Source organism: Amycolatopsis jejuensis, assembly GCF_000717335.1.
Taxonomy (GTDB): Bacteria; Actinomycetota; Actinomycetes; order Mycobacteriales; family Pseudonocardiaceae; genus Amycolatopsis; species Amycolatopsis jejuensis.
The window spans coordinates 93,684-117,580 of sequence record NZ_JNYZ01000014.1 but is presented as its reverse complement, the minus strand read 5'-3'; the positions used below and the strand labels follow the sequence as shown (position 1 = coordinate 117,580).

26 protein-coding genes are annotated in these 23,897 nt (G+C 70.7%); 17 read left to right on the top strand and 9 right to left on the bottom strand.

Going from position 1 to position 23,897, the window contains the following annotated elements:
• Nucleotides 1-25 precede the first annotated feature (25 nt).
• Both OO71_RS21450 and OO71_RS21445 read left to right on the top strand, forming a co-directional pair.
• Nucleotides 26-1,099 carry an ATP-dependent DNA ligase gene (locus tag OO71_RS21450; protein ID WP_033291624.1) on the top strand — a complete coding sequence of 358 codons (1,074 nt, stop codon included), beginning with the start codon at nt 26-28 and terminating at the stop codon, nt 1,097-1,099.
• A 64-nt stretch (nt 1,100-1,163) separates the two neighbouring features.
• Nucleotides 1,164-2,726, top strand: a complete 1,563-nt coding sequence (locus tag OO71_RS21445) for an alpha/beta hydrolase (protein ID WP_051791799.1) — start codon at nt 1,164-1,166, stop codon at nt 2,724-2,726.
• Between the two features lie 17 nt (nt 2,727-2,743).
• On the opposite strand, the gene OO71_RS21440 is transcribed toward OO71_RS21445, so the two are convergent.
• The gene (locus OO71_RS21440; RefSeq protein WP_033291623.1) at nt 2,744-2,986 is read right to left on the bottom strand and encodes a DUF2630 family protein; all 243 of its coding nucleotides are present in this window, start codon (nt 2,984-2,986) and stop codon (nt 2,744-2,746) included.
• 83 nt (nt 2,987-3,069) lie between these two features.
• On the opposite strand from OO71_RS21440, the gene trxA reads away from it, so the two are divergent.
• A complete protein-coding gene (trxA, locus tag OO71_RS21435; RefSeq protein WP_033291622.1) occupies nt 3,070-3,438 on the top strand; it encodes a thioredoxin in 369 nt (122 codons plus the stop codon).
• A gap of 79 nt (nt 3,439-3,517) precedes the next feature.
• Here trxA and OO71_RS21430 read toward each other — a convergent pair whose 3' ends face one another.
• Both OO71_RS21430 and pruA read right to left on the bottom strand, forming a co-directional pair.
• Nucleotides 3,518-4,447, bottom strand: a complete 930-nt coding sequence (locus tag OO71_RS21430) for a proline dehydrogenase family protein (RefSeq protein WP_033291621.1) — start codon at nt 4,445-4,447, stop codon at nt 3,518-3,520.
• 15 nt (nt 4,448-4,462) lie between these two features.
• The gene (gene pruA, locus OO71_RS21425) at nt 4,463-6,091 is read right to left on the bottom strand and encodes an L-glutamate gamma-semialdehyde dehydrogenase (protein ID WP_033291620.1); all 1,629 of its coding nucleotides are present in this window, start codon (nt 6,089-6,091) and stop codon (nt 4,463-4,465) included.
• A 116-nt stretch (nt 6,092-6,207) separates the two neighbouring features.
• Here pruA and OO71_RS21420 point away from each other — a divergent pair, with 116 nt between their 5' ends.
• The 5 genes from OO71_RS21420 (at nt 6,208) to OO71_RS21400 (ending at nt 11,458) form a co-directional block, all read left to right on the top strand.
• A complete protein-coding gene (locus tag OO71_RS21420; RefSeq protein WP_033291619.1) occupies nt 6,208-7,791 on the top strand; it encodes a PucR family transcriptional regulator in 1,584 nt (527 codons plus the stop codon).
• A 133-nt stretch (nt 7,792-7,924) separates the two neighbouring features.
• A complete protein-coding gene (locus tag OO71_RS21415; protein ID WP_033291618.1) occupies nt 7,925-9,367 on the top strand; it encodes an alpha/beta fold hydrolase in 1,443 nt (480 codons plus the stop codon).
• 40 nt (nt 9,368-9,407) lie between these two features.
• Nucleotides 9,408-9,974 (top strand): TetR/AcrR family transcriptional regulator, encoded by a 567-nt coding sequence (locus tag OO71_RS21410; RefSeq protein WP_033291617.1) that lies wholly within the window; start codon nt 9,408-9,410, stop codon nt 9,972-9,974.
• Nucleotides 9,975-10,008: 34 nt separating this feature from the next.
• Complete coding sequence (locus tag OO71_RS21405; RefSeq protein WP_051791797.1) at nt 10,009-10,761, top strand: SDR family NAD(P)-dependent oxidoreductase; 753 nt, start codon at nt 10,009-10,011, stop codon at nt 10,759-10,761.
• A gap of 40 nt (nt 10,762-10,801) precedes the next feature.
• Entirely contained in the window at nt 10,802-11,458 is a 657-nt protein-coding gene (locus OO71_RS21400; protein WP_033291616.1) for a maleylpyruvate isomerase N-terminal domain-containing protein, read from the top strand.
• Between the two features lie 53 nt (nt 11,459-11,511).
• Here OO71_RS21400 and OO71_RS21395 read toward each other — a convergent pair whose 3' ends face one another.
• The 4 genes from OO71_RS21395 to ligD all read right to left on the bottom strand — a co-directional run bounded on the left by OO71_RS21395 (nt 11,512) and on the right by ligD (nt 14,566).
• The gene (locus tag OO71_RS21395) at nt 11,512-11,760 is read right to left on the bottom strand and encodes a S1 RNA-binding domain-containing protein (protein ID WP_033291615.1); all 249 of its coding nucleotides are present in this window, start codon (nt 11,758-11,760) and stop codon (nt 11,512-11,514) included.
• Between the two features lie 132 nt (nt 11,761-11,892).
• Nucleotides 11,893-12,900: an MsnO8 family LLM class oxidoreductase gene (locus OO71_RS21390; RefSeq protein WP_033291702.1), complete on the bottom strand. Its 1,008-nt coding sequence runs from the start codon at nt 12,898-12,900 to the stop codon at nt 11,893-11,895.
• A gap of 43 nt (nt 12,901-12,943) precedes the next feature.
• Complete coding sequence (locus OO71_RS21385) at nt 12,944-13,336, bottom strand: DUF6221 family protein (RefSeq protein ID WP_033291614.1); 393 nt, start codon at nt 13,334-13,336, stop codon at nt 12,944-12,946.
• A 207-nt stretch (nt 13,337-13,543) separates the two neighbouring features.
• Nucleotides 13,544-14,566 carry a non-homologous end-joining DNA ligase gene (ligD, locus tag OO71_RS21380; RefSeq protein ID WP_033291613.1) on the bottom strand — a complete coding sequence of 341 codons (1,023 nt, stop codon included), beginning with the start codon at nt 14,564-14,566 and terminating at the stop codon, nt 13,544-13,546.
• Nucleotides 14,567-14,603: 37 nt separating this feature from the next.
• Here ligD and OO71_RS21375 point away from each other — a divergent pair, with 37 nt between their 5' ends.
• From OO71_RS21375 to OO71_RS21335, 9 genes are all read left to right on the top strand, one after another.
• Nucleotides 14,604-15,278 (top strand): TVP38/TMEM64 family protein, encoded by a 675-nt coding sequence (locus OO71_RS21375; RefSeq protein WP_033291701.1) that lies wholly within the window; start codon nt 14,604-14,606, stop codon nt 15,276-15,278.
• A 118-nt stretch (nt 15,279-15,396) separates the two neighbouring features.
• A complete protein-coding gene (locus tag OO71_RS21370; RefSeq protein ID WP_084145123.1) occupies nt 15,397-17,019 on the top strand; it encodes a serine/threonine-protein kinase in 1,623 nt (540 codons plus the stop codon).
• Nucleotides 17,020-17,057: 38 nt separating this feature from the next.
• On the top strand, nt 17,058-17,351 hold the full coding sequence (locus OO71_RS21365) for a hypothetical protein (RefSeq protein ID WP_033291612.1): 294 nt from the start codon (nt 17,058-17,060) through the stop codon (nt 17,349-17,351).
• A gap of 19 nt (nt 17,352-17,370) precedes the next feature.
• A complete protein-coding gene (msrB, locus tag OO71_RS21360; RefSeq protein WP_033291699.1) occupies nt 17,371-17,796 on the top strand; it encodes a peptide-methionine (R)-S-oxide reductase MsrB in 426 nt (141 codons plus the stop codon).
• 109 nt (nt 17,797-17,905) lie between these two features.
• Nucleotides 17,906-18,796 (top strand): TIGR04222 domain-containing membrane protein, encoded by an 891-nt coding sequence (locus OO71_RS21355; protein WP_033291611.1) that lies wholly within the window; start codon nt 17,906-17,908, stop codon nt 18,794-18,796.
• 66 nt (nt 18,797-18,862) lie between these two features.
• Nucleotides 18,863-19,747: a TIGR04222 domain-containing membrane protein gene (locus tag OO71_RS21350; protein ID WP_033291610.1), complete on the top strand. Its 885-nt coding sequence runs from the start codon at nt 18,863-18,865 to the stop codon at nt 19,745-19,747.
• Between the two features lie 61 nt (nt 19,748-19,808).
• Entirely contained in the window at nt 19,809-20,660 is an 852-nt protein-coding gene (locus OO71_RS21345) for a TIGR04222 domain-containing membrane protein (RefSeq protein ID WP_033291698.1), read from the top strand.
• Nucleotides 20,653-21,456: an MbnB/TglH/ChrH family RiPP precursor modification enzyme gene (locus OO71_RS21340; protein WP_033291697.1), complete on the top strand. Its 804-nt coding sequence runs from the start codon at nt 20,653-20,655 to the stop codon at nt 21,454-21,456. Before OO71_RS21345 ends, OO71_RS21340 begins: the two co-directional genes overlap by 8 nt.
• Entirely contained in the window at nt 21,453-21,782 is a 330-nt protein-coding gene (locus OO71_RS21335) for an SCO6045 C-terminal-like domain-containing protein (protein ID WP_033291609.1), read from the top strand. The genes OO71_RS21340 and OO71_RS21335 overlap by 4 nt, the downstream gene beginning before the upstream one ends.
• A 21-nt stretch (nt 21,783-21,803) precedes the next feature.
• Here the strand turns inward: OO71_RS21335 and OO71_RS21330 are convergent, their stop codons facing one another.
• Nucleotides 21,804-23,156: a CoA transferase gene (locus OO71_RS21330; RefSeq protein WP_033291608.1), complete on the bottom strand. Its 1,353-nt coding sequence runs from the start codon at nt 23,154-23,156 to the stop codon at nt 21,804-21,806.
• A 3-nt stretch (nt 23,157-23,159) separates the two neighbouring features.
• Nucleotides 23,160-23,852, bottom strand: coding sequence for a hydrogen peroxide-dependent heme synthase (gene hemQ / locus OO71_RS21325; RefSeq protein WP_033291607.1), 693 nt, complete (start codon nt 23,850-23,852; stop codon nt 23,160-23,162).
• Nucleotides 23,853-23,897: the final 45 nt, after the last annotated feature.

The window sequence follows — 23,897 nt, the reverse complement described above, 5'->3', positions numbered from 1 at the left end:
GCGCGTTTCACCCAGAATGCCTGGTATGGCCCTCCCAGTGCAGGCACCGATCAAGCCCATGCTCGCGAAGCCCGCGAAAGCCATCCCCGACTCCGGCGGCCTGCTGTTCGAGCCGAAGTGGGACGGCTTCCGCTGCCTGGTTTTCCGCGACGGGGACGAGATCACGCTGCAGTCGCGCGCGGAGAAGCCGCTCAACCGGTACTTCCCGGAAGTACTCGCCGCACTGCGGGAAACGCTGCCGGACCGGGTGGTGCTCGACGGGGAACTCGTGGTCGCGCGGGGTGGAAAACTCGATTTCGACGCGCTGACCGAACGAATCCACCCCGCCGACAGCCGCGTACAGCTGCTCGCCGAGCAGAGCCCTGCGCAGTTCGTGGCTTTCGACGTGCTCGCCCTGGGTGACGAGTCTTTTGTGGACGAACCGACGTCGTCCCGTCGCGCGCGGCTCGAAGCGCTGCCGGGCCTCGCGCTGACGCCCGCCACCACCGATCCGGAGACCGCGCGGCACTGGTTCGAGCTGTTCGAGGGCGCCGGTCTGGACGGCGTGATCGGCAAACCGCTCGACGAACCGTATTCGCCGGGTAAGCGGGTTTTGTTCAAGTACAAGCATTCCCGCACTGCGGACTGCGTGCTGGCGGGCCTGCGCTGGCACGTCGACGGCGAACCGGGCGAGGCGGTCGGCTCGTTCCTGCTGGGCCTGTACGACGAATCCGGGCTGCTGCACCACGTCGGCGTGGTCGGCTCGTTTCCCGTCGCCCGCCGCCGGGAACTGGCGGCGGAGCTCGCCCCGCTCATCAGCGACGGCGCCGGACATCCCTGGCTGGGCGACGCCGTCCGCGAGGGTCAGCGCATCCCGGGTGGCATCACGCGCTGGCGGTCGAAGGAGCAGCCGTGGGTCCCGCTTCGCGTGGAGCGCGTGGTGGAGGTCTCGTACGAGCACACCGAGGGCGGGTACCCGTCGCGCTTCCGGCACACCGCGCAGTTCGCCCGCTGGCGCCCGGACCGCGAACCTTCGTCGTGCGGGTACGACCAGCTCGACGAGCCCGCCCGGTACGACTTGGCGGCGGTCTTCCGGGGCGAGGTCGTACGGACCCGCTAACTGCCTTCCCACATCGCGCGTGTCAAGCTCGTGCGAGAGCTCAGTATGACGTGAGGACCTGCCCGTGCACTGCCGATCCGCCAGCCGCTTCCGCCTGCGTGCCCTGGCGCTGGGGGTTTTGACGCTGGCGCTGGCCGGATGCACCACCGGCCCGTCAGTGCGGCCCGCAGTGGTCGACAACGACGGCCGTACCACGGCTGCCCGGCCGCCGAGTGCGGCGCCGGTCCCCCTGCCGCCGCTGGCGGAACCGCGGCCGGCCACGTTGCGCTGGGCCAACTGCGACGGCGACACCCGGCAACGCATGGCACCCGCCACCCTGCCCGATTCCCTGCACGTCAGCTGCGCGCGGATGACCGCGCCGCTCGACGCGCCCGACGACACGCAACGCCTGCTCGCGCGCATCCTGGTCCTGAAGGCAGGCGAGGGCCCGATTCCGCTGGTGGTGGTGAACGACGTCGGCGGCGAGCCGGGTTCGCTCCTCGCCGCGCGGCTGGCCACGCAGCTGCCGCCGGAGTTCCTGAAGAAGTTCTCGCTGATCGGCATGGACCGCCGCGGCACCGGCCTGTCCGGCGGCGTGCAGTGCGTGCCGCTCGAGGTGCGCTCGGACCTGCTGGGCGCAGATCCCGCACAGGGCGGCTTGGGCGAGGTCCTCGACGCCGCCCGCCGAGCCGGTCAGCAATGCGCCATCGACCTCGACACCGCACAGACCGCGCTCGACAGCTGGCGCACCGCAGGCGACCTCGACCAGCTCCGCAAGCAACTGGGCCTGGACCGCCTCAACGCACTGGGTCGCGGCGACGGCTCCAAGGTCCTGTCGGAATACGCCGTTAGGTACCCGGCGCAGGTCGGCCGCATGGTCCTGGACGGCATTCCGGACCCGGGCGCCGACCGAGCCGCCGTCCTGGACGCCGTGGCCGCAGGCGCGCAGTCGACGTTCGACGCCTTCGCCCAGGATTGCGCCGCCCGCAACTGCCCCATGGGCGACGCGAAGGCGGCGCTGAAGGCAGTGACCGACCGCCTGCGCACCACCCCCGTGGACACCGCCGACGGCGTCACCATGAGCCCCGGGGTCGCCACCTACGCGGTCTACCTGGCCCTCACCGACCGCACCCGCTGGCCGTCCCTCGCCGACGCCCTCACCTCGGCACGCAACGGTGACCTCACCGCGCTGGCTTCCTTCGCCACCCCGATCCTGGCGGATGTCCGGGGCAAAACGTCCAGGATCGGCGGCACCATCGCCACCCGCTGCAACGACTCGACGACCCGCCTCCCGGCCGACCAGCTGGACCGCACGGAAGCCGGGATGCGCGCGAAATACCCGCAGTTCGGCGCGGCCATCGCACAGGAGCTGGCGTGGTGCAGCGCCTGGCCGGTCCGCCGCGAAGCGCTACCGCCCGCCGGTGCCCCGGGTGCCCCGCCGATCCTGGTCGCCGCCACCGCCACCGACCCGGTCACCCCGGAAATCGGCACGACGCGAGCCGCCGACCAGATGCCCAGCGCCGTCACGATCACCTGGCAAGGCGCCGCTCACGGCGCGGTCGGCCAGAACCCGTGCATCACGACCGCCGTGCAGGCGTTCCTTGCCGACGGGAAGATCCCGGACAACGGCACCCTCTGCCCCGCTTGACCGGCGCCGGGGCGAGCTCACTGCCGATACCCCTCCACCTCCTGGACCGGCCGGACCTCGGCCCCCTCCGGGTCCTCGTCGAACTCCGCCCGCGCGCGCCGCTGCCGGAGCAGGTCCCAGCACTGGTCGAGTTCCTCCTCGGCCCGGCGGAGGCGGGCGGAGTCGTCCCCCGACAACCCGACTCCCACTGCGCGGGCGCGCAGCTCCTTCTCTTCCGCGATCAGTTCGTCGATCCGGCCGAGGATCCCGTCGTCTGCCATGCTCTCCTCCAAAGCTGTCCAGGAAGCAGCGACGCTACGCCTCCCCCGGGAATTCCCCGCCGCCCTGCTTCGTTGACCACACCATGAGCACAGTGGAGCTGACCGCGGCCAACTTCGACCAGACTGTCACCGACAACGACTTCGTGCTGATCGATTTCTGGGCGAGCTGGTGCGGCCCGTGCCGCCAGTTCGCGCCGGTGTTCGAAAAGGCTTCGGACAAGCACGACGACATCGTGTTCACCAAGGTCGACACCGAAGCCGAGCAGCAGCTCGCCGCCGCCTTCGACATCCGTTCGATTCCCACGCTCGCCGTGATCCGCGACAAGACCCTGATCTACTCCCAGCCCGGTGCGCTGCCCGAGCCGGCGCTCGAGGATCTCATCCGCCAGGCCCGCGAGGTCGACATGGACGAGGTCCGCAAAGCCGCTGCCGAGCAGGCAGAGCAGGCCTGACCCACCACAGGAACCGGGGAACAGAAGGCCCCGGCATCCCCGCGAAAAAAAAGGGGGGTGCCGGGGCCTTTGCCCGAGGTCAGGACCGCGTCACGAGACCACGCAGGAAGAACGCCAGGTTCGCCGGGCGTTCGGCCAGCCGCCGCATGAAGTAGCCGTACCATTCGTCGCCGCACGGCACGTACACCCGCACCGTCGCACCCTCGCCCACGAGCCGCTTCTGCTCCTCGGGCCGGATGCCGTACAGCATCTGGTACTCGTGGTCGGCCGGGGTGCGGCCGGCGTCGGCGGCGAGCTTGCCCGCGATCGCGATCATCCGCGGGTCGTGCGAGGCCACCATCGGATAACCGTCGCCTGCCATCAGCACCCGCAGGCAGCGCACGTAGGACTTGTCCACTTCGGACTTCTCCTGGAACGCCACGGTTTCCGGTTCGGCATAAGCACCTTTGCACAACCGGACCCGCGAACCGGCACCGGACAGGTCGCGGCAGTCCTGCTCGGTACGCCGCAGGTAGGCCTGCAGCACCGCGCCGACCCACGGGTACTCGCCGCGCAGCTTGCGCAGGATGCCGAGCGTGGAATCCGTGGTGGTGTGGTCCTCCATGTCGAGCGTCACTGTTGCGCCGACGGCTTCCGCGGCGGCACAGATCTTCCGCGCGTTCTCCAGCGCCACGCCTTCGCCGTCGCCCGGCAGGAACTGGCCGACCGCGGACAGCTTCACCGAAACGTCGGCGCCGTTGGCGAGCCCTTGTTCGGCCAGCGCCGACAGCAACTCCTCGTACGCCTGCACGGTGGCCGTGGCCTGCGACGCGTCAGTGGTGTCTTCGCCGAGATGGTCGATGGTGATCTGCCTGCCGTCGGCGGCCAGTTCCCGCGCGACGCGTACGGCGTCGGCGGTCTTGGACCCGGACACGAACCGCTGTACCACGGAACGGGTCACCGGCACGGCTTCCACCAGCGCGCGCATCCGCCGGGAGCGGGCGGCGGCGAGCAACGGGGCACGCAACATTGCGACCTCTCCTTCTCAGCCCTGGTGCGGGTAAGGCACGGACGTCGGCGCCACGAACGTCTCCTTGATCGAGCGCGGGCTCGTCCAGCGGAGCAGGTTGAAGATCGAGCCTGCCTTGTCGTTGGTCCCCGAGGCACGCGCTCCGCCGAACGGCTGCTGTCCGACGACGGCGCCGGTCGGCTTGTCGTTGACGTAGAAGTTGCCCGCGGTGAAGCGAAGCGCTTCCGACGCCTTCGCAACCGCCGTGCGGTCGTTCGCGATCACAGCGCCGGTCAGGGCGTAGGCAGCGGTCTCGTCGATCACCTTCAGGAGACTGTCGAAGTCCGCGTCCTCGTACACGTGCACGGCAAGGATCGGACCGAAGTACTCAGTGCTGAAGATCTCGTGCTTCGGGTTCGAGGACACGAGAACGGTCGGCTGCACGAAGTAGCCGACGCTGTCGTCGGCCGTGCCACCAGCGAGGATCTCGACCTCGCTGTCGCCCTTGACGCGGTCGAACAGCGCCGCGTGCTTGTCGAATGCACGCCGGTCGATCACTGCGCCGCCGAAGTGGCTGAGGTCGGTGACGTCGCCGTAGCTGATCGCCTCGGTCTCGGCGGCCAGGCTGTCCTTAAGCTGCGCCCAGATGCTGCGCGGGACGTACGCGCGCGAAGCAGCGGAGCACTTCTGGCCCTGGTACTCGAAAGCACCGCGTACGAGCGCCGTACGCAGCACATCGATGTCAGCGGACGGGTGCGCGAGGATGAAGTCCTTACCGCCGGTCTCGCCGACGAGCCGCGGGTAGCTGCGGTAGCCGGAGATGTTGGCACCGACAGTGCTCCACAGGTGCTGGAAGGTCGCAGTGGAGCCGGTGAAGTGAATCCCGGCCAGGTCACGGTGCTTCAGCGCGACCTCGGACACGGCCTTGCCGTCGCCCGGCAGCAGGTTGATCACGCCCGGCGGCAGACCGGCCTCTTCGAGCAGCCGCATGGTCAGGTGCGCGGCGAAGCTCTGCGTCGGCGACGGCTTCCACAGCACGGTGTTGCCCATCAACGCGGGCGCGGTCGGCAGGTTGCCGGCGATGGCGGTGAAGTTGAACGGCGTGATCGCGTAAACGAAGCCTTCGAGCGGACGGTGCTCCATGCGGTTCCACACGCCCGGCGAGCTCACCGGCTGCTCCGCGAGGACGCGACGGCCGAACTCGACGTTGAACCGCCAGAAGTCGGCGAGCTCGCACGCGGAGTCGATCTCGGCCTGGGTGGCGGTCTTCGACTGGCCGAGCATGGTGGCGGCGTTCAGCGTGGCGCGCCACGGGCCGCTCAGCAGGTCGGCGGCGCGCAGCAGAATGGCCGCGCGGTCGTCGTAGGACAGCGCGCGCCACTCCGGCGCGGCCTTCGCGGCGGCAGCGATCGCGTCAGTCGCGTCCTGCTGCGAAGCGCTCTGGATGGTGCCGAGGACGTGGCGGTGGTTGTGCGGCTCGACAACGTCGATCTTTTCGCCGCCGCCTGGGCGCTGCTCTCCGCCGACGGTCACGGTCAGGTCGACGGGACCGGCCTGACCCAGTTTCTTCAGCGCACCCTCCAGCTCGGCGCGCTCGGCGCTGCCCGGCGCGTACGTCCGCACCGGCTCGTTCTTCGGGGCGGGGGTCTGGGTCACGGCGTCCACGGCGGCTCCTCGTCGGCTTCTTTGTCGTCTGCCCGAACGGTAACTCCGCGAGCGGTTCACAGGTTTGTCCGACCGACTAGAATCGCCCGTATGGTTTTGTCCGATCGGCCTACGCAGTGACGGCCACCGACCCTCTCGCCGGTACCTCGCTGCGGCACGTCCTTGCCACGCTCGGCGAGCCGCTCGTCCGGGTCCTCGTCGCCCCGCGCGGGCTCGGGGTCCCGGTGCAGGACGTGGTGATCCTCGACCCGGAGGACCCGCCCGAAACGCATCCCGGCGACCTGGTGCTGGTCATCGGCGCGCGGGGCCGGGCGGCCGCCGCGGCGATCCGGGCCGCCGGGCGGGGCGGGGCCGCTGCGGTGGCGGTCAAGGGCGAAGGCGGCACCGACATCGCGGCCGACGCGGGCGTCGCGCTGCTCACGGTCGGAACGGAAGCGCGGTGGGAGCAGGTCGAGGCGCTGGCGCGGGGCGTGGTCGACGCAGCTCGCGCGGGCGGCGAGGCGGAAACCGGTGAGGTGCTGGGTGACCTGTTCGCGCTGGCCCAGACGGTCGCGACGCTCACCGGCGGCCTCGTCAGCATCGAGGACACCGCCAGCCGCGTGCTGGCGTACTCGCGCGCCGGAGACGAGGTCGACGAGCTGCGGCGGCTGTCGATCCTCGGCCGGGAGGGGCCGGAGCGATACCTGGCGATGCTCCGCGAATGGGGCGTCTACCAGCGGTTACGGGCCGGGGAGGGCATCGTGCGCGTGGACGAGCGGCCGGAGCTGGGCATCCGCCGCCGGATCGCGGCGGGCATCCACGCGGGCTCGCAGCCACTCGGCACGATCTGGGTCCAGGAGGGCGCACAACCGCTCACCGAGCAGGCCGAGATCGCCCTGCTCGGCGCAAGCCGCACGCTGGCCCCGCAGCTGATCCGCGCCCGCACGCTGCCCGACCCGCAGCTACGCCTGCGCGAGGACCTCCTGGCCGGGCTGCTGGAAGACCGCGTCGATGCGGAGTCGGTCGCCGACGACATCGGCGCCGACCCGGCCCGGCCCGCGCAGGTACTGGCGTTCACCCTCGCCCTGCAGCAACCGGCCGCCCGCCTGCTGCGCCGAGCCGAACTGGTCCACCTGATCGCAGTCCACACGGCGGCGTACCGGCGAACCGCGCTGGTGAGCGTCTTGGGCGGGCGGGTGTACGCGCTTTTGCCCGACCTGCCGGAGAATTCCGACGCCGCGGTACTCGCCCTGGCGAAGGAAATCGTTGGCGCAGCCCGAAAACACCTCGACGCACCGGTACGCGCGGCGCTGGGCGGAATCGTCCCGCGGCTCTCCGAAGCGGCAGCTTCGAGGAATGACGCGGACCGAGTCCTGGCCGCCATGACCCGTGGCCATTGGCCGTCGGATGTCGCGTCGCTGGCCGACGTACGCGCCGACGTTCTGCTGTCGGAAGTGCTGGCCTACCTGGCCGACCAGCCCCGCCTGCGCGACCCACGCCTGTCCGACCTGCTCGCCTACGACGCCGACCACGGCGAAATCCTGGTCCCCGCAGTGCTCGCGTACCTGAACGCTTTCGGCGACGTCCGCGCCGCAGCACGGGAACTGAACATCCACCCCAACACCGTCCGCTACCGGGTACGCCGGGCCGCCGAGGTCTCCGGCCTCGACCTCACCGACCCGGCCCAGCGCCTCCTGACCGAACTACAGCTGCGCCTGTAGAAACGGGCACTACCCGGCGCGGGACTTGACACCGGCAAAGTGTGAGTGGTTTATTACTCAATATCCACCGCACACGCCGCGACTGGGCTTCCACGACGGGAAAGTGTGCGATCGACCAATCACAGGAGCCACGATGACCTTCACGAAGAAGCTGGCCGTTGCGGGCCTGGCGACCGCGGCACTGTTCCCCCTCGCCGCCCCGGCCCAGGCCCAGCCCCCGGAAACCCGCTCGGCGAAAATCTCCTGGCAAGCCTGTACCGAGCCGTACTTCCAGGGCCTGGACTGCGGCACGCTGAAAGCCCCCGCCGACTACGCCCGACCCTGGGCAGGCGAAACCACCCTCTCGCTCGTCCGCCGAAAAGCCGAAGACTCCGCCGGACGAGTGGGCAGCCTGCTGCTCAACAACGTCGAAGGCGCCTCCAGCATCGAACAGCTGCGCTACGGCCTCGAGTCCAAAGCCATCCCGGGCACCGGCCTGGCCAAGCGGTTCGACCTGGTGGCCGTCGACCCGCGCGGGGTCGGCCACAGCACCCCGGTCACCTGCGCCGACCAGCCGCAACGTGCGCCGGGAGTGACGTTCTTCCCGTCCACCGGCGAGCAGTACCAAGCGCTCGTCGACAACAACCGGAAGCTCGCCGCGGCCTGCGCAAAGAGCGCGCCGCTGACCAACCTCGACCTCGGGACCACCGCGCGCGACCTGGACCTCGTCCGCGCCGGGCTGGGCGAACGGCAGATCACCTGGTACGGCATCGGGTGGAGCAGCGAGCTCGGCAAGACGTACGCGCAGCTGTTCCCCGGCCGCCTGCGCAGCCTGGTCGCCGACAGCACCCCCGATTTCACGCAGCCGCCGGTCGCGCGGCTGGCCGCCGAGATCAGCGCGGCGGAGGATTCGTTCAACCGGTTCACGCAGTGGTGCCGGGACAACGCGAAGTGCGCGCTGCACGGGCAGGACGTCGGCGCGGTGTTCGACCAGCTCGTCGCCAAGGCCGACCAGACGCCGATCCCGGGCCGGAACGGCCGGCCGCTCGACGGCCAGGAGATCCGCTCACGCATGCAGGGCATGCTCAACATGAGCCCGTACTGGCCGGCGACCGCCGCGGCGCTCAAGAAGGCAATCGCCGGGGACGGCAGCGCATTCGCGCCGCAGGACAAGACTCTCGACCCGATCCAGGCGCAGGTCCGCGCGTGTGCCGAAGGTCCGCAGCCGGCCACCGACCTGGCCGGGATGACCCAGCTCGCGCGGATGGCCAAGCAGCTGTCGCCGCATCTCGGCGGGGCTGTGCAGGGCTGGACCGCGCTCGCCGGTTGCCAGGGCTGGCCGGTGCAGCCGGACCTGAGCGGGCCGAAGCCGGTCCGCCAGGCGCCCGCGGCCCTCGTGGTCCAGTCCACGCACCAGGCGTCTGCCGCGTATTCGTCGGGATTCGGGTTCGCCGCGTCGCTGCCCGGCAGCAGGGTGCTGACGCGAGACGGTGACGAGTACTCGATGTACATCTTCTCCGCCTGCGTCCGCGAGCACGTCGACCGCTACCTGACCGAGCGCGTCCTGCCTGCTCCGGGCACCGTGTGCGCTCCCTGATCGACTTGCGTACCCGACGAGTGAGTGGTTGATTAGTCAAATGACCGGATCAGCGGTGGGCCGTCAGCTTTCGACGGCAGACGAGCGTCGCGAGACCGTACTGCGGACTGCTGTCGGCGCGTTCGCCGCCCGTGGCTACTACGGGACGACGACAACCGAAGTGGCGAAGGCGGCCGGAATCTCGCAGGCGTACGTCTACCGGCTGTTTCCCGACAAGGAAGCACTCTTCGTGGCCGTGATCGAGCATTGCTCGGCGCGGTTGCGAGAGTGCTTCGCGGGAGCCGCGGCCAAAGCGACCAGCAGTGAGCCGAAGGCCGTCCTCGGCGCACTCGGTCAGGGGTACGCAGAACTGATCGCCGACAAGGACCTGCTGCTGGTGCTCAACCAAGCCGTCTGCGCGGCGGCCGAACCGGCGATCGGTGCGGCGATCCGCAGCACCTACGCTCGCGAAGTCGAGTACGTGCGCGCAGTGTCCGGAGCGGAGGAGGAAGACATCCAGAGCTTCTTCGCCCAAGGGCTGCTCTGCAACGCACTGATCGCGATGAGCGTCGAACGCATCGACGCTCCCTGGGCCCGCACCCTGATGACCGGAATCCGGCATTTCTAGTGCCGGATTCCGGTCCGGCCGGAAGGAAACGCCCGTGTCCACTCTGGACAGTCCAGTCGCCGGACGGGTCGCGCTCGTCACCGGAGCGTCCGGCGGCATCGGCAGCGCACTTGCCGTCCGGCTCGCCCGCGCCGGGGCCGACCTCGCCCTCACCTACACCAGCCACCGCGACGACGCCGAACGCGCCGCCTCCTCCGCCCGGGACCACGGGGTCCGCACCCTCCTCCTGCACGGTGACCTCGCGGACCCCACGGTGCCCGGCCGGTGGGTCCAGGAAACCGGTGCCGAGTTCGGCAGGCTCGACATCGTCGTCGCCAACGCAGGCACCGGACGGCAGCTGCCGTGGGACGAAGTCGACGCCGGCATCTGGGACACCACCATGGCGGTGAACGCGCGCGCCCCGTTCCTGCTGGCGCAAGCCGCGCTACCCGGGATGCTCGACCGGAACTGGGGACGGATCCTGATGGTCTCGTCGATCGCGGCGATCACCGGTGGACTCGTCGGGCCTCATTACGCGGCAAGCAAAGCCGCACTGCACGGTGTCGTGCACCATCTCGCACCACGGGTCGCGGGCCAGGGCGTCACGGTGAACGCCCTCGCACCGGCCCTCGTCGGCGGAACCCGCATCCTGCCCACCGGCCCGGACGCCGCCGAGCTCCCGGCGCCGATCCCCGCCGGACGGCTCGGCGAGCCCGGCGAGGTCGCCGACCTGGCGTTCGCCATGCTGACCAACGGGTATCTCACGAACAAGGTCATCACCCTCGACGGCGGTCTCCTGCCCCGGTAAAACCAGGTGCGCTCGATGGTGTCGGCGATAAGCTGCCGGAGTGGATCTCTTCTCGCACGCGTGGAATTCCCTGCAGAAGGCCGTCGGCTCGCTGGCGGGCGGGCAGTGGGTGGCACCGTCGGGCTGTACCGGATGGTTGGTGCAGGACCTGGTGTTCCACCTGGTCATCGACGCGCAGGACATCCTGATCACGCTGGCCACCCCCACCAGCGCCGAGCCGACCCGCACCGCGTCCGGCTACTGGGAACTGGGCGGCGACCTGCCGACCGGCATCGACGAGGACAGCGCGTTCACCCGCCGCGCGGCAGCGAGCTACGGCACCACTGCATGGCTGGCCCACCACTTCGACGACCTCGCCGCCGCTGCCGGACGCGCCGCAGCAGCCGCCGACCCGACGTCGCGGGTGGAGACCCGCGACCAGGTCCTGACCGTCGAGGACTACTTCGCGACCTACGTCGTGGAAGCCACCCTGCACCACCTCGACCTGATCGCCCATCTGTCCGGAGTGGACGGTCCGGACGCAGCGCCGCTGGCCATGACGAGACAGATCATCGAGGACGTGCTGGGCGCACCACTGCCTCCGTCCTTGGCCGACCAGGCAGCAGTCCTGGTGGCAACCGGACGCCGTTCCCCGACCGAGGTGGAGACGGCCGCGCTGGGCCCGCTGGCCGCGAAACTGCTGGTCGTGCTGGGATAAACCCGGCAGCGGGGGTGAAGCAGAGCGCTCTGCTTCACCCGCACCACCTCAGCTCACGCGGGTACCACGCTGAACCGCCGCCGCTGGACGTCGACTTGTTCGATGCGGACCCGGAGCCGTTCCCCTTCCGCTGGGGCGGCACCGCGGTCGGTCACCAGGAGCCCCTGCACGCCGGGTGCGACCTCGACGAACGCGCCGAACGGCAGCTGCTGTACCACGATCCCGTCGAGGACTCCGCCGGAAGCGTTGGCAGACAGGAACTCCCGCCACTCAGCCGAAGCGCCAGATTCCGAAGTGGACATTCTTCACCTCCTTCCCCGTGCACGTCCACGAAAACGCGAGTACGTGCGGGAGGCGGCGGGCCACGCGCCCGCCCGGAGGTCACGGCACAGCCGGGTGACCCGTCTGCTCACGGCTCTCGGCCGACCCGGCAGTCATGCACTCACCCTAGCACCCGGAACCCGTTCCGCGACAGGCAAATCGGCGAGCCGGGCGAGTGCCGCGAAGGAGTCCACGCGCGCTGCCGGGTCGTACGTGCTGGTGCTGATGAGGAGTTCGTCGGCGCCGGTGGTGGCGACGAGGTCCGCCAGCCGGTCGCCGACCTCGTCCGGCGTACCACCGATCTGACCGGCCAGGGTGTCTTCGAGACGACGCCGTTCGCGGTCGGTCATCGGCAGGGCCAGGATCTCCTCCGCGGGCGACAGTGGCGGGAAGACGCCGTGGCTGCGCGAGTACACAGTGGACCATGCCTCGGGGACCAGCAGGCGGCGCGCCTGTTCCGCGGTATCCGCCACGGCAACGGTTGCCGACACGACGACATAGGGATCGTCCACAATGGACCGGTATCGCGTGATCGCCTCGACCATCGCCCGCTCGCCGTGCGCCGGGGCGATCACGAGCGGCAGGCCGAGCTCGGCGGCGAGGCCGGCGCCCGCGCCGGTCGCGAGCAGGAACACAGGTACGGACAGCCCTTCCCCCGGAATGGCGTGCATCCCCGGGTACTCGCCGCGGAAGAACGCGAGCAGTTCACGCACCTGCGCACCGAAATCACCGGCGGCGTCCTTGCCCTGCCCGAGCGCGCGCCGGACCCCTTCGGTGAACCCGACCGACCGGCCCAGCCCTAGATCGATCCGCCCCGGGAACAACGACTCCAGCACCCCGAACTGCTCCGCGACGACCAGCGGCCGGTGGTTCGGCAGCATCACTCCGCCGGTCCCGACCCTGATCCGCGAAGTCGCCGACGCCACTGCCGAGGCCAGCACCGCGGGCGCCGACCCGGCGACCCCGGGCACGCCGTGGTGCTCGGAAACCCAGAAGCGGTGGTACCCGAGCGCCTCGATCTCCCGCGCGAACGCGACGGTGTCCCGGATCGCCTGGGCAGTCCCCCGCCCACGCCGCACCGGCGACCGGTCGAGCACGGAAATCGGAACATCCACCCTCAGCGCAACACGGTTCCCACGCCCCGGATTCCCCGGCGAGCACCCCTCAGGGGCGCCACCGTTCGCTGTAATCCGGGTGGTCCGCATACGGCAGTGCCAGCAACCGCAGCGTCGGGCACCAGTTCGTCCCCGCCTCGTCGGCCGGAACGTGACACGTCTCGCACCAGTACTCGCTGCCGTACAGCGGAAAGCCCGGCACCTTTTCCGACACCGTGGTGCGGTGCGCGAGCATGATCCGGCGCGTCGCCTCGATCTCGTTGATCATCTGGTTCACCACGTCGAGCTCGAGGTCACCGAGGGTGCGTACCCGCTCCTCCAGCGCGACCTTCGTCTCCCCGCGGGTGAGCTGCTCACCGGCCTGCCGCTTCTGCACCGCCTGCATGATCAGCGCCTGCCGCTGGCCAACCCGCGCGGCGAGGAACGCGATCAGGTCGTCCACGCCGGTCTCCCTCCGATAGCCCCCGAGAGCCCCCTAGAGTCCCCCTCCAGCCCCGGCAATAGTCGCACCGCAACCCCGGCGCGTTACCACCCGGTGCCCGACCAGCGGGTAACCTCATCGAAGAAAACAGCGCTGACCAGCGGAAATATCACCGGAAAACCCGTCGGAGATGATCACTGACAGTGATCACGGCCGGCGATCGAACGGTCACGCGGGGTCGGGACGCGCCTTGCTCGGCTGTACGCGCTTCGGCTCTCCCGGCATCTTGGGATAGTCCGGCGGATACGGCAGCTCCGCGCCGCCAAGGTCGCGGTCGTCGCGGTCGTACCACTCCAGCAGGGTCTCCAGGCCGAACGCCGTTTCGTCCATGGGCGCGTGCAGGTCGCCGTGCTCGTTGAGGAAATCCGGGACGGTGCGTACGTCGAAGTCGTCCGGATCGACGGTGCCGAGCAGGTCCCAGGTCAACGGCGTCGACACGGTCGCCCGCGGCGTGCCGCGCACCGACCACGACGACGCGACCGTGCGGTCCCGCGCCGCCTGATTGTAGTCGAGGAACACGCGTCCGCCGCGCTCCTCCTTCCACCACGACACGGTGGCCTTGTCCGGAATCCGCCGCTCCACCTCGCGGCCGAGCGCGATCACCGCGTGCCGCACCGCGATGAAGTCCCATTCCGGCCGGATCCGCACCAGCACGTGCACCCCGCGGCCGCCGGACGTCTTCGGGTACCCGGTGAGCCCGGCGTCGGCGAGCACCTCGCGGACCACGGCGGCGACCTCCACCGCGTCCGCGAATCCGGCGCGTTCCGGCGGGTCGACGTCGATCCGCAGCTCGTCCGGACGGTCGACGTCGGACCGGCGCACCGGCCACGGGTGGAAGTCGAAGGTGCCGAGATTGGCCGCCCACGCGAACACGGCGGGCTCGGTGGGGCAGACCTCGTCGGCGGTACGGCCGGACGGGAAGGTGATCCGCGCCGTCTCGACCCAGTCCGGCGCGCCCTTGGGCACGCGCTTGGCGTAGAACCACTCGCCGGTGACGCCGTCGACGTACCGCTTCAGCGTGGTCGGCCGCTCGCCGATCGCGCGCAGCAACGGGTCCCCCACCGCGAGGTAGTACTCGACCACTTGCCGCTTCGTGATGCCGCGTTCGGGGAAGTAGACCTTGTCCGGGCTCGACACCCGCACCGTGCGCTCCCCCACCCGGTATTCGACCGGATCGCCGTTTTTGGCCATCTGCTCACCGTAACCCGGGGTGCCGTACCGTGGCGGCGTGTCCGGCAGAACCAAGCTGATCCTCGCCATGGCCGTGCTCGCCCTGCTCGCGGCGGCCGCGGTGTGGCTGCCGATCCCGGGCCCGGCGCAGCTGCGGGCATGGGCGGCAGCGACCGGCCCGGCCACGCCGCTGGTGCTGCTCGTGGCGTACTCCCTGCTCACTGTCGCCCCGATCCCGCGCACCGTGTTCAACCTCGCCGCCGGGCTGCTGGTCGGCAGCGTCGCGGGGGTGGTGATCGCGCTGGCCGCCACCACGATCGCGGCCGGGCTTTCGTTCGGACTGGCGCGGCTGCTCGGCCGCGACCTGATCCTCCGGCACCTGCACCGCGCGCCGGTACGGGCAGTGAACGAGCGGCTGTCCGGCGGTGGCGTGCTCGCCGTCACGTCGCTGCGGTTGATCCCGCTCGTCCCGTTCGCCCCGTTGAGCTATCTGTGCGGCGTTTCGTCGGTGAAACTGCTGCCGTACCTGGCCGGTACCGCGCTCGGCAGCATCCCCGGCACGATCGCGGTGGTCGTCTTCGCGGACGCGCTCACCGGCGACACGCCGCCCGCTTTACTGGCTTCTTACGCGGTTTTCGCCGCCGTCGGGGTGGCGGGATTGGTACGGGTACTGCGGAAGCGCGTCCCGGCGGTCGCGGCGGAGGAACCCGTACCGTCGACAGCGGCTGGCTGACGGCGGGCAAGGACTCCCGACCGCTACACTCGTTCGGGTGCGCGAGGGGTATCCGCGCTGCGCAAGACCACCGATCACCGGGATTTCGTCAGGAGCGGTCGTCATCGACACCGGGCAGCTGATCGCGGGGCACTACCGCCTCGTCGAGCACATTGGTAGCGGTGCCATGGGCGTGGTGTGGCGCGCGGTCGACGTGCGCCTGGAACGGTCCGTGGCGATCAAGCAGATCCTGCCGCAGCCGGGCGTGTCCGAGGCCGAGCGCGACAACATGCGCCAGCGCGCCATGCGCGAGGCGAAGAACGCCGCCCGCTTCCAGCATCCGAACGCGATCGTCGTGTTCGACATCGCCGAGCACAGCGGCGACCCGTGCCTGGTGATGGAGTTCCTGAACGGCCCGAGCCTGTCCGCGGTGCTGGCCGAGCAGGGCACGCTGCCGGTGGGCCAGGTCGCGCGGATCGGCGAGCAGGTCGCCGCGGCGCTCGTGGCCGCGCACCGCGCCGGGATCGTGCACCGCGACGTCAAGCCCGGCAACATCCTCATCGACGAGACCGGCACCGCGAAGATCACCGACTTCGGCATCTCCCGCGCGGCCGGGGACATGACGCTCACCCAGACCGGCCTCATCGGCGGCACCCCCGCGTACCTCGCGCCGGAGCTGGCCCGCGGCGCCGACCCGGTGCCCAGCTCGGACGTCTTCGCCCTCGGCGCCACGCTGTACCAGGCGATCGAGGGCCAGACGCCGTACGGCAACACCACCAACCAGCTCGCGCTGCTCTACGCCGCGGCGAACGGCCAGGTCAACCCGCCCACCCAGGCCGGTCCGGCCACCGCGCTGCTGATGAGCCTGCTGCGGAGCGAGGCGAACGAGCGGCCGAGCATGGCCGAGACGCGCGAGCGGCTCGCCGCGCTGGCCACCGGGGAACCGGCGTCGCCGCCGCTGCTGTCGGGCAACCGCGGCCCGGGGAGCAACGGGTCGCGCCCGCCGTGGCAACGACCTGGCCCCGTGCAGAAGGCCCCGTCGAACCCGCCCCGCACGCCCACCGCGGCGTTCATGCCGATGCGCTCGCCTGCCGCGGGTCCGCCGCAGGCGCCGAACACCCCGCCGCGCGCGCAACCGGCGACCCGCGTCACGCCGACCGCCGCGGCCCCGAACTACTCCGGCGCGGGCTCGGGTGCCCGGGTCTCCCCCGCGGCCGCCCGCAAACGCCGGATCGCCCTGCTCGCGGGCGGCGCCGCGGCGGTGGTCGTGGTGGCGCTGGTGGTGTTCCTGGTGCTGAGCAACAGCCGCGGCGATTCCGGCGGCACGTCGAACGCGCAGCCGCCTCCGGCGAACTCGTCCGTGCCGGCCACGCCACCCAGTTCGCCGAGCTCGCCGCCGCCCGCCAAGTCCACCGGGAAGGTCGACTGGGGCGCCGCGGGTCAGCGGGTCGTGGCGTTCTACGAGGCGGTCGGATCCAATCCGGCCGGGGCCTGGGCGATGCTGTCGCCGTCGGCGCAGGCCGGCTTCGGCAGCCAGGACGCGTTCGCCGCGTACTGGGCGCAGAACAAGCTGGGCAGCTACAAGGGCGCCAGCGCGTACAAGCACGCGAACAACGAAGACGGCTCGGTCGACATCCAGATCTCGCTCACCCCGGAGGGCGGCTCGGCAGCGCCCAAGGTCGTGCAGGTCATCACCGGATCGGACGGCACGTTGCAGCTCAACAGCGACCCGCGGCTCGGATCGGGCGCGCCTGCGCAATGAGGGTGGGTCGGGCGGTGCCGATGGCTTACCGTTGACCCATGGCCGAAAGTGCAGCTTGGAATCCGCGGTTCCACGAGGACCTGGTCGGGCTGGACCCCGGCGACCCCGAGGCCCGCGCGTTCGCCGCGCACCTCGACCGGATGGAGCGCACCGGGCCCACGTACACCGTCGAAGCGTGCCTCGACCAGGTCGCGGACTTCGCCGAGTCGAGCAACCGCACCGGCGGTCTGCGGTACTGGGTGTCCGCGCTGATCGCGGTGCTGATCGTGTTCGGGCTGCTGGTCACGGCCTGGGACATCGCACACCACACGATCGCTTTCCTCTCCAGGTAACGTGGACGGGGTGAAAGGTATGAAACCCGTGGTCGGCACCACCCCGCGCGTGGTGAAGTCCGAGCAGGAGTGGCGGGAGCAGCTCGGCCCCGAGGAGTACGCGGTGCTCCGGCAGGCAGGGACCGAGCGGCCGTTCACCGGCGAGTACACCGACACGAAAACCACCGGCGTCTACGAATGCCGGGCCTGTGGCGCGGAACTGTTCCGCAGTGACACGAAGTTCGAAAGCCACTGCGGCTGGCCGTCGTTCTTCGATCCGGCGGACTCCGACGCGGTGCTGCTGCGCGAGGACCGCACGATGGGCATGCGGCGCATCGAGGTGCTGTGCGCTTCGTGCCACAGCCATCTCGGGCACGTCTTCGAGGGCGAGGGTTACGCCACGCCCACCGACCAGCGGTACTGCATCAATTCGATCTCGCTGAAGCTCGTCCCGGAATCCGGCTGACCTGGTCGCGGAGCTGCCCTCCCCGGATCGTCCGGGGAGGGCAGTTTTGTCATCCGGGCAACCCCGGCCGCTGAGGTAGCGTGAACCCTTCATCGGGAAGGGGGCCTCGATGGAATGGACGATCGGCCGCGCGTTGCCTGCCGCGCTGATCCTGGTGCTCGCGCTGGTGTGCTGGGGACTCGGGCTGCGCGCCGCGGCGCGGGCGCGCAAAGGCCGCAGCGGCAAGGGATTGACCACCTCGGCACAGGTCGCGTTGCTGGCCAACGGACCGATCCGGGTCGCGGAAACCACGGTCGCGGCGATGCTGGAACGCGAGCAGCTGCGGGCCGACACCACCGGCCGGATCTACCGCACGCCACTCGTGCCGTCCGACGAACTGGGCCGGGAAGCCGCCGAGCTGGCCGGTGCGGGGGTCAGTGTCGCGACCGTGCTGGGCGGGCTCGTCCGGGGTCCGGCGCTGCGCGAGCTGGTCGGCGACCTCACCGCGCAGGGACTTCTCGTGGACGGGCAAGCACTTCGGCGGCTGTGGAAGTGGGTCGCGGCCGGAGAAGCGGTGCTGGCGGCGGTCGCGGTGGCGGCTTTCGCGGCCGGTGGGCTGAACGGTTTCGTGGTGGTGTCGGCGCTGCTACCGGTGTGGTGCGGGCTGGCCGCGCTGTCCCGTCGCCGCGCCGCCGCCCGCATCCGCCCGACCGACGCCGGACGTGACCTGCTCGAATCCGCGTGGCCGGACCAGAGCCTGCTGGCCGGGGCCGCGGGGAAGGTGACCGTCGGCGGGCTCGTCAACCATCCGGACCGTGACCTGCGGGTCGCGCTGCTTCGTGGTCTTCCGGCGACCAGACATACAGGGGCCGCGGTGGCCGGGGCCGCGGGTGGGCTGGCCGGGGGTGGCTATTGGGCGGCCGGGGCAGGTTGCGGGGCCGGCTGCGGCGGCTCGGGATGCGGGGCCGGCTGTGGTTCCGGTTGTGGCGGTGGCGGCTGCGGTGGTGGGGGCAGCAGCTGAGGCGGAACGAATCCGGTGTCAGCCGCGTCAGTTCTGCCGAAGTTTCGTTCGAGAGAGGGGACGGCCGTGGGCGAGCCTTGGGGGATCTCCGGTCCGCAGTTCCTGCTGGGTTACGGACTTGCACTGGCGGTGGTGTTCGTAGTGCAGCTGGCGTGGCCGCCGATTTCGCGGGCCTGGCGCCGGAACGCGCCGCGGGCCGTGCCGACGATGCAGCCCGACGTCTACCAGCTCGCGTACCTCGCGGGCGGCGCACACCGCGCGGTCGACACGGCCATCGCGACGTTGCTGGAGAACGATCTTCTGCGCGTGAGCAGCAAAGGCAAGCTCAGCGCGGTCGGTAAGACACCGAAGCGCCAAGGTTTGGAACGCTCGGTACACGAGGCAACGCAGAGCGTCGCACGGACCACGGGCGACCTGCGCAGGTCGCCGCTTGTCGCACCGGCGTTGGAAAAGCTGCGCAAGGACCTCGACAGCCGCGGCCTGGTGTCGGCCGGCCAGCTCGGCAGGTTCCGCACCGGGATTGCGCTGGTTTACCTGGTACTGCTGGTGATCGGCGTAGTCCGGGCGGTCAACGGCGCGCAGCTGGACCGGCCGATCACCGGGTTGGTGCTGCTGCTCCTGCTGACCGTCGTGCTGGCTGGGATCGCCTACGCGGCGCGCAAGGGCGCGAAGATTGCCCGTCCGACCGATGAAGGCTACGCAGTCGTGACGAAAGCGCGGGAAGATGCGACGGTGGCGGGCCGGAATGCGGCGTTGTTCGCCGGGGCAGCGGGAGCGGTCGCGCTGGGCGGAATCGCGCTGTACCCGGACGAGGCGAAGAGCGCGGCCCTGGCCAGCGGCAGCAGCACTTGGGGCGGCGGCGGGGGTTCCAGCGGGGGATCTTCGTGCAGCAGCGGGTCTTCCTGCGGCGGGGGCGGTGGCTGTGGCGGCGGGGGCGGATGCGGCGGCTGAGACGCAACGAACCGGGCACCTCGGACGTCCGGAGGTCGACCGGATCGAGAAGGGGGAGATCATGGAACAACCTTGGGGCCTCTCGGGACCGCAGTTCCTGCTGATCTACGGGCCGGCGCTCGCGTTGGTGGTCATCGTGCAGCTCGCCTGGCCGCCGATTGCACGGGCCGTGCGGAAGCAGCCGCCCGCGGACGTGCGCAGCCCGCTCGACGTGTACCAGCTCGCGTACCTCGCGGGCGGCCCGCATCGCACGGTCGACGCGGCGATCGCGTCGCTGCTGGAACGGGGCCTGCTGCGGGTGAGCACGAAGGGCCAGCTCACCGCCATTGCCGCCGGTTCGCCTGCCGGATGGGTGGAATCGGCGGTACACGAAGCCTGCCGGGGTACCGCCCAGACGACGGCCCAGCTGCGCAAGTCGGGTTCGGTGGCGCCGGCGGTGCAAGCGATCGGCCGTGACCTCGAAGGCCGTGGCCTGACACTGCCGTCGTCGATGTTCAACCGCTTCTACACTCGGCTCGTGCTGGTGTACGTGGCGTTGTTCGCGGTCGGCCTGATCAGGTCGATCAACGGGGGGACCTTGCATCGGCCGAACGAGTTCCTGAACGGGCTGCTCATTGCCACCGCGATGCTGGCGATGTTCACCTTGATTCTCCGCGGCAACACGAAAACCCGTCCCACCAGGGCCGGACGGGGCATCGTCGCCTACGCCCGCACCGACACCAAGGCACGGAAGGCGTATGGCGGCGTGGCGTTCGTGGGTGCGGCGTCGCTGGTCGCGCTGGGCGGGATCGCGCTGTACCCGGATCATGCGACGAGCGCGGCGCTGAAGAGCGGAGCGGGCTCGTCCTCGGGTGGCGACGGGGGCGGTGACGGCGGTGGAAGCGGCTGCGGCGGAGGAGGGTGCGGTGGCTGAACGGCTGGGCATCGGCATCGGATGGCGGCCCGAGCTGGACCTGTCCATCGCGCGGCTGCCGGGCGTCGACTGGGTCGAGGTGGTCGCGGAGAACCTGCACGTCCCGCACCTGCCGGAAAGCCTGCTGGCCCTGCGGGAACGGGGAATGCCGGTGCTGCCGCACGCGGTGTCGCTGTCCCTTGGCGGCGCCGAACCGCTGGACACCGCGCGGGTCGAGCATCTGGCGTCGCTGGCCCGCGCCCTCGACGCACCGCTGGCCAGCGACCACGTGTGCTTCGTCCGGGCAGGCGGGCTCGACTCGGGGCACCTGATGCCGCTGCCCCGTACCCGCGAGGCGCTGGACGTGCTGGTGGACAACGTCCGGCTGGCACAGTCCATTGTGGACGTCCCGCTCGCGCTGGAGAACATCGCCGCACTGCTGGAATGGCCGGACAGCGAGCTGACCGAGGAGCAGTTCCTCACCGAGCTCACCGAACGGACGGGCTGCCTGCTGATCATCGACGTGGCGAACCTGTACGCGAACGCCCGCAACGTGGGCACCGACCCGGCGGCGTTCCTGGACGGCATCCCGTGGGAGCGGCTCGCGTACGTGCACATGGCAGGCGGCATCGAACGCAACGGCGTCTACCACGACACGCATGCACACCCGGTACTGCCGGAAGTCCTGGACCTGCTGGCAGAACTCCGCCGCCGCACCGACCCCCCAGGCGTTCTCCTGGAACGCGACGACGACTACCCGGCCGACAGCGAACTGGCCGCCGAGCTGGCTGCGCTGCGGGCCGTGGTGATGTCGTGAGCCGCGCGGAGCTGGCCGCGCGGCAGGCGGCGTTGCTGAACAGCCTGCTCACGGGGGCGGCCGCTCCGTCCGGCTTCGACCCGTCCCGTCTGGAGATCGAGGCAGACGTCCTGTTGAGCAAACGGCGGCGGCTGGTGACTTACCTGCGCCCCGATCTGCCGGACGCCCTGGGCGAGAGGTACCGGGCGCTGTTCGATACCTACGCGTCGGAGAACCCCAAGACGACCGCCGTCCGGGCACGGGAGTACGCGGACGCTTTCGCGGAGTGGCTGATCACGCGGGGAGACTTGCCCAAGCCACGACGCCGGTGGTTCCGCCGGGGTTAGCTTCCGGGGCGCGTGTCTCGTTCACGTGACCGGGGACCACACCGCCGTATCGGCACCCGGCTCGTGGGTTGCGTTGTCCCAGCGAGGTGGGGCTCCCGGTAACTCCCCCGCCATGCGGACCCTGGTCATCCGGCCGAAGGCGCTCTCCACGTCCTCCAGCAGGTCCACATAGTCCACTTCGGACGGTTCAGGATCCTTGCGCCCCAACGAATCCAGCCATCGTCCGGTACCCGCCAGGGAAAGGCGCGCCTGCCAGGTACCGCCATCGGTGACCGTGTGGCGGAGGGCCGTCATGATCGCCGCCGCGGTGAGCCAGCCGGTGGCGTGGTCCAGGGCCTGCGCGGGCAGTGGCGCCGGGGCGTCGGTGGCGTACTCCTGCGCGATGCCCGACGACATCTGCACCAGGCTGTCGAACCCCCGCCGCCGCGCCCATGGGCCCTGCCAGCCATACGCCGACAGGTCCGCTACCACCAGGCCCGGACGTAGTTCGGCCAGCTGCTCCGGGCCGAACCCGATCCGCGCGAGCGCGCCGGGACGGAACGACTGCACCAGCACATCAGCGCGGGCGATGAGCTTCTTCAGTTTCGCGCGGCCGCCTTCGGTGTCGAGCGCGACGAACGCGGATCGCTTGCCCTGTCCGGTATCCATGGTCAGCACGGGAATCCGCGGCAGGTGCGCGGCGCCGACGTGCAGCACGTTCGCGCCGTGTGCGGCCAGCACCCGGCCCGCGACCGGACCGGCGAGTACGTGCGTCAGCTCCAGTACCCGGACTCCGCCCAGCGGACGCGCGGAATCGAACAGCAGGCGCTTCGGGGCGTCGCCGATCCGGTTCAGCTCCACGAGCGGCAACCCTGCGACAGCCTGCCCCTGCGGGTGCGCCAGCCAGTCTTCGCGCGACCGCATCAGCGCCGCCGCGCCGCCCGCGCTGACCACGGCGGATTCGACCTCCGCCGTGGTTTTCCCGGCCACCGCCTTGGTCACCGCCTCGCGCACGGACGGGACCCCGAGCGCCCAGCACACCGCCGCCTCGTGCCGCGGGTAGTTGCAATGCAGCTTGACCCAGCCGTCAGCCGCCCGGTAGTCGCCTGCGATGCGGCCCCACGGGCTCGGCGCGGGTTCGCCGTCGATCCGCAGCAGCTGCTCGCTCCGGAACGCCGCCGCGGCATGCCGGGTGTCGACCGCGACCGTGCCGGGTTCGATTCCCCGCACCCGCAGCAGTTCACCCGCCGCAAGGGTGGCCGCGGCGACGCTCGCGGTGGCCATCGCGGCGACCCGGAAATGCCCGGGCAGCACGTTTTCGCCGCCGGTCAGCGACACCGCGGGCAGCGGTTCACCGGTGAGCGCCTGCCACGCCCCGGCCAGTACGTCGTGCACCGGTTACGGCAGAGCCGCGACGAGCTCGGCGGGCGGCACCTTCGTGCCGGTGTAGAACGGGATTTCCACGCGCACGTGCCGCCGCGCCTCGGTGTTGCGCAGGTGCCGCATCAGGTCGACGATCCGGTGCAGCTCGTCGGCCTCGAACGCGAGGATCCACTCGTAGTCGCCGAGTGCGAAGGAGGCGACGGTGTTCGCGCGCACGTCCGGGTAGTCGCGTGCTTCCTTGCCGTGGTCGGCCAGCATCTTGCGGCGTTCCTCGTCGGGCAGCAGGTACCAGTCGTACGAGCGGACGAACGGGTACACGCAGATGTACTTGCGCGCTTCCTCGCCGGCCAGGAACGCGGGCACGTGGCTCTTGTTGAACTCGGCGGGCCGGTGCAGCGCGGTCTGGCTCCACACCGGGGTGGACGCGCGACCCAGCGGCGTGCGGCGGAATCCGGTGTACGCGGCCTGGACCTGCTCGATTTCCTCGGCGTGCCACCAGATCAGGTAGTCGGCGTCGGCGCGGAGGCCGGACACGTCGTAGACCCCGCGGACGACGACGCCCTTGGCCTCGAGCCCGTCGAGGTACTCGGCCGTCTCCCGGCCCGCGGCGCCGCGATCGTCCCCGAGCTTCCCCGGTTCGATCCGGAAGACCGACCACGTGGTGTAGCGGATGGTGTCGTTGAGCTCGTTGTAATTCAGCCGCGCCATGACCCCATCCTGGCACTGCACCTGCCCGGCGTGCCAAGGGGCTCC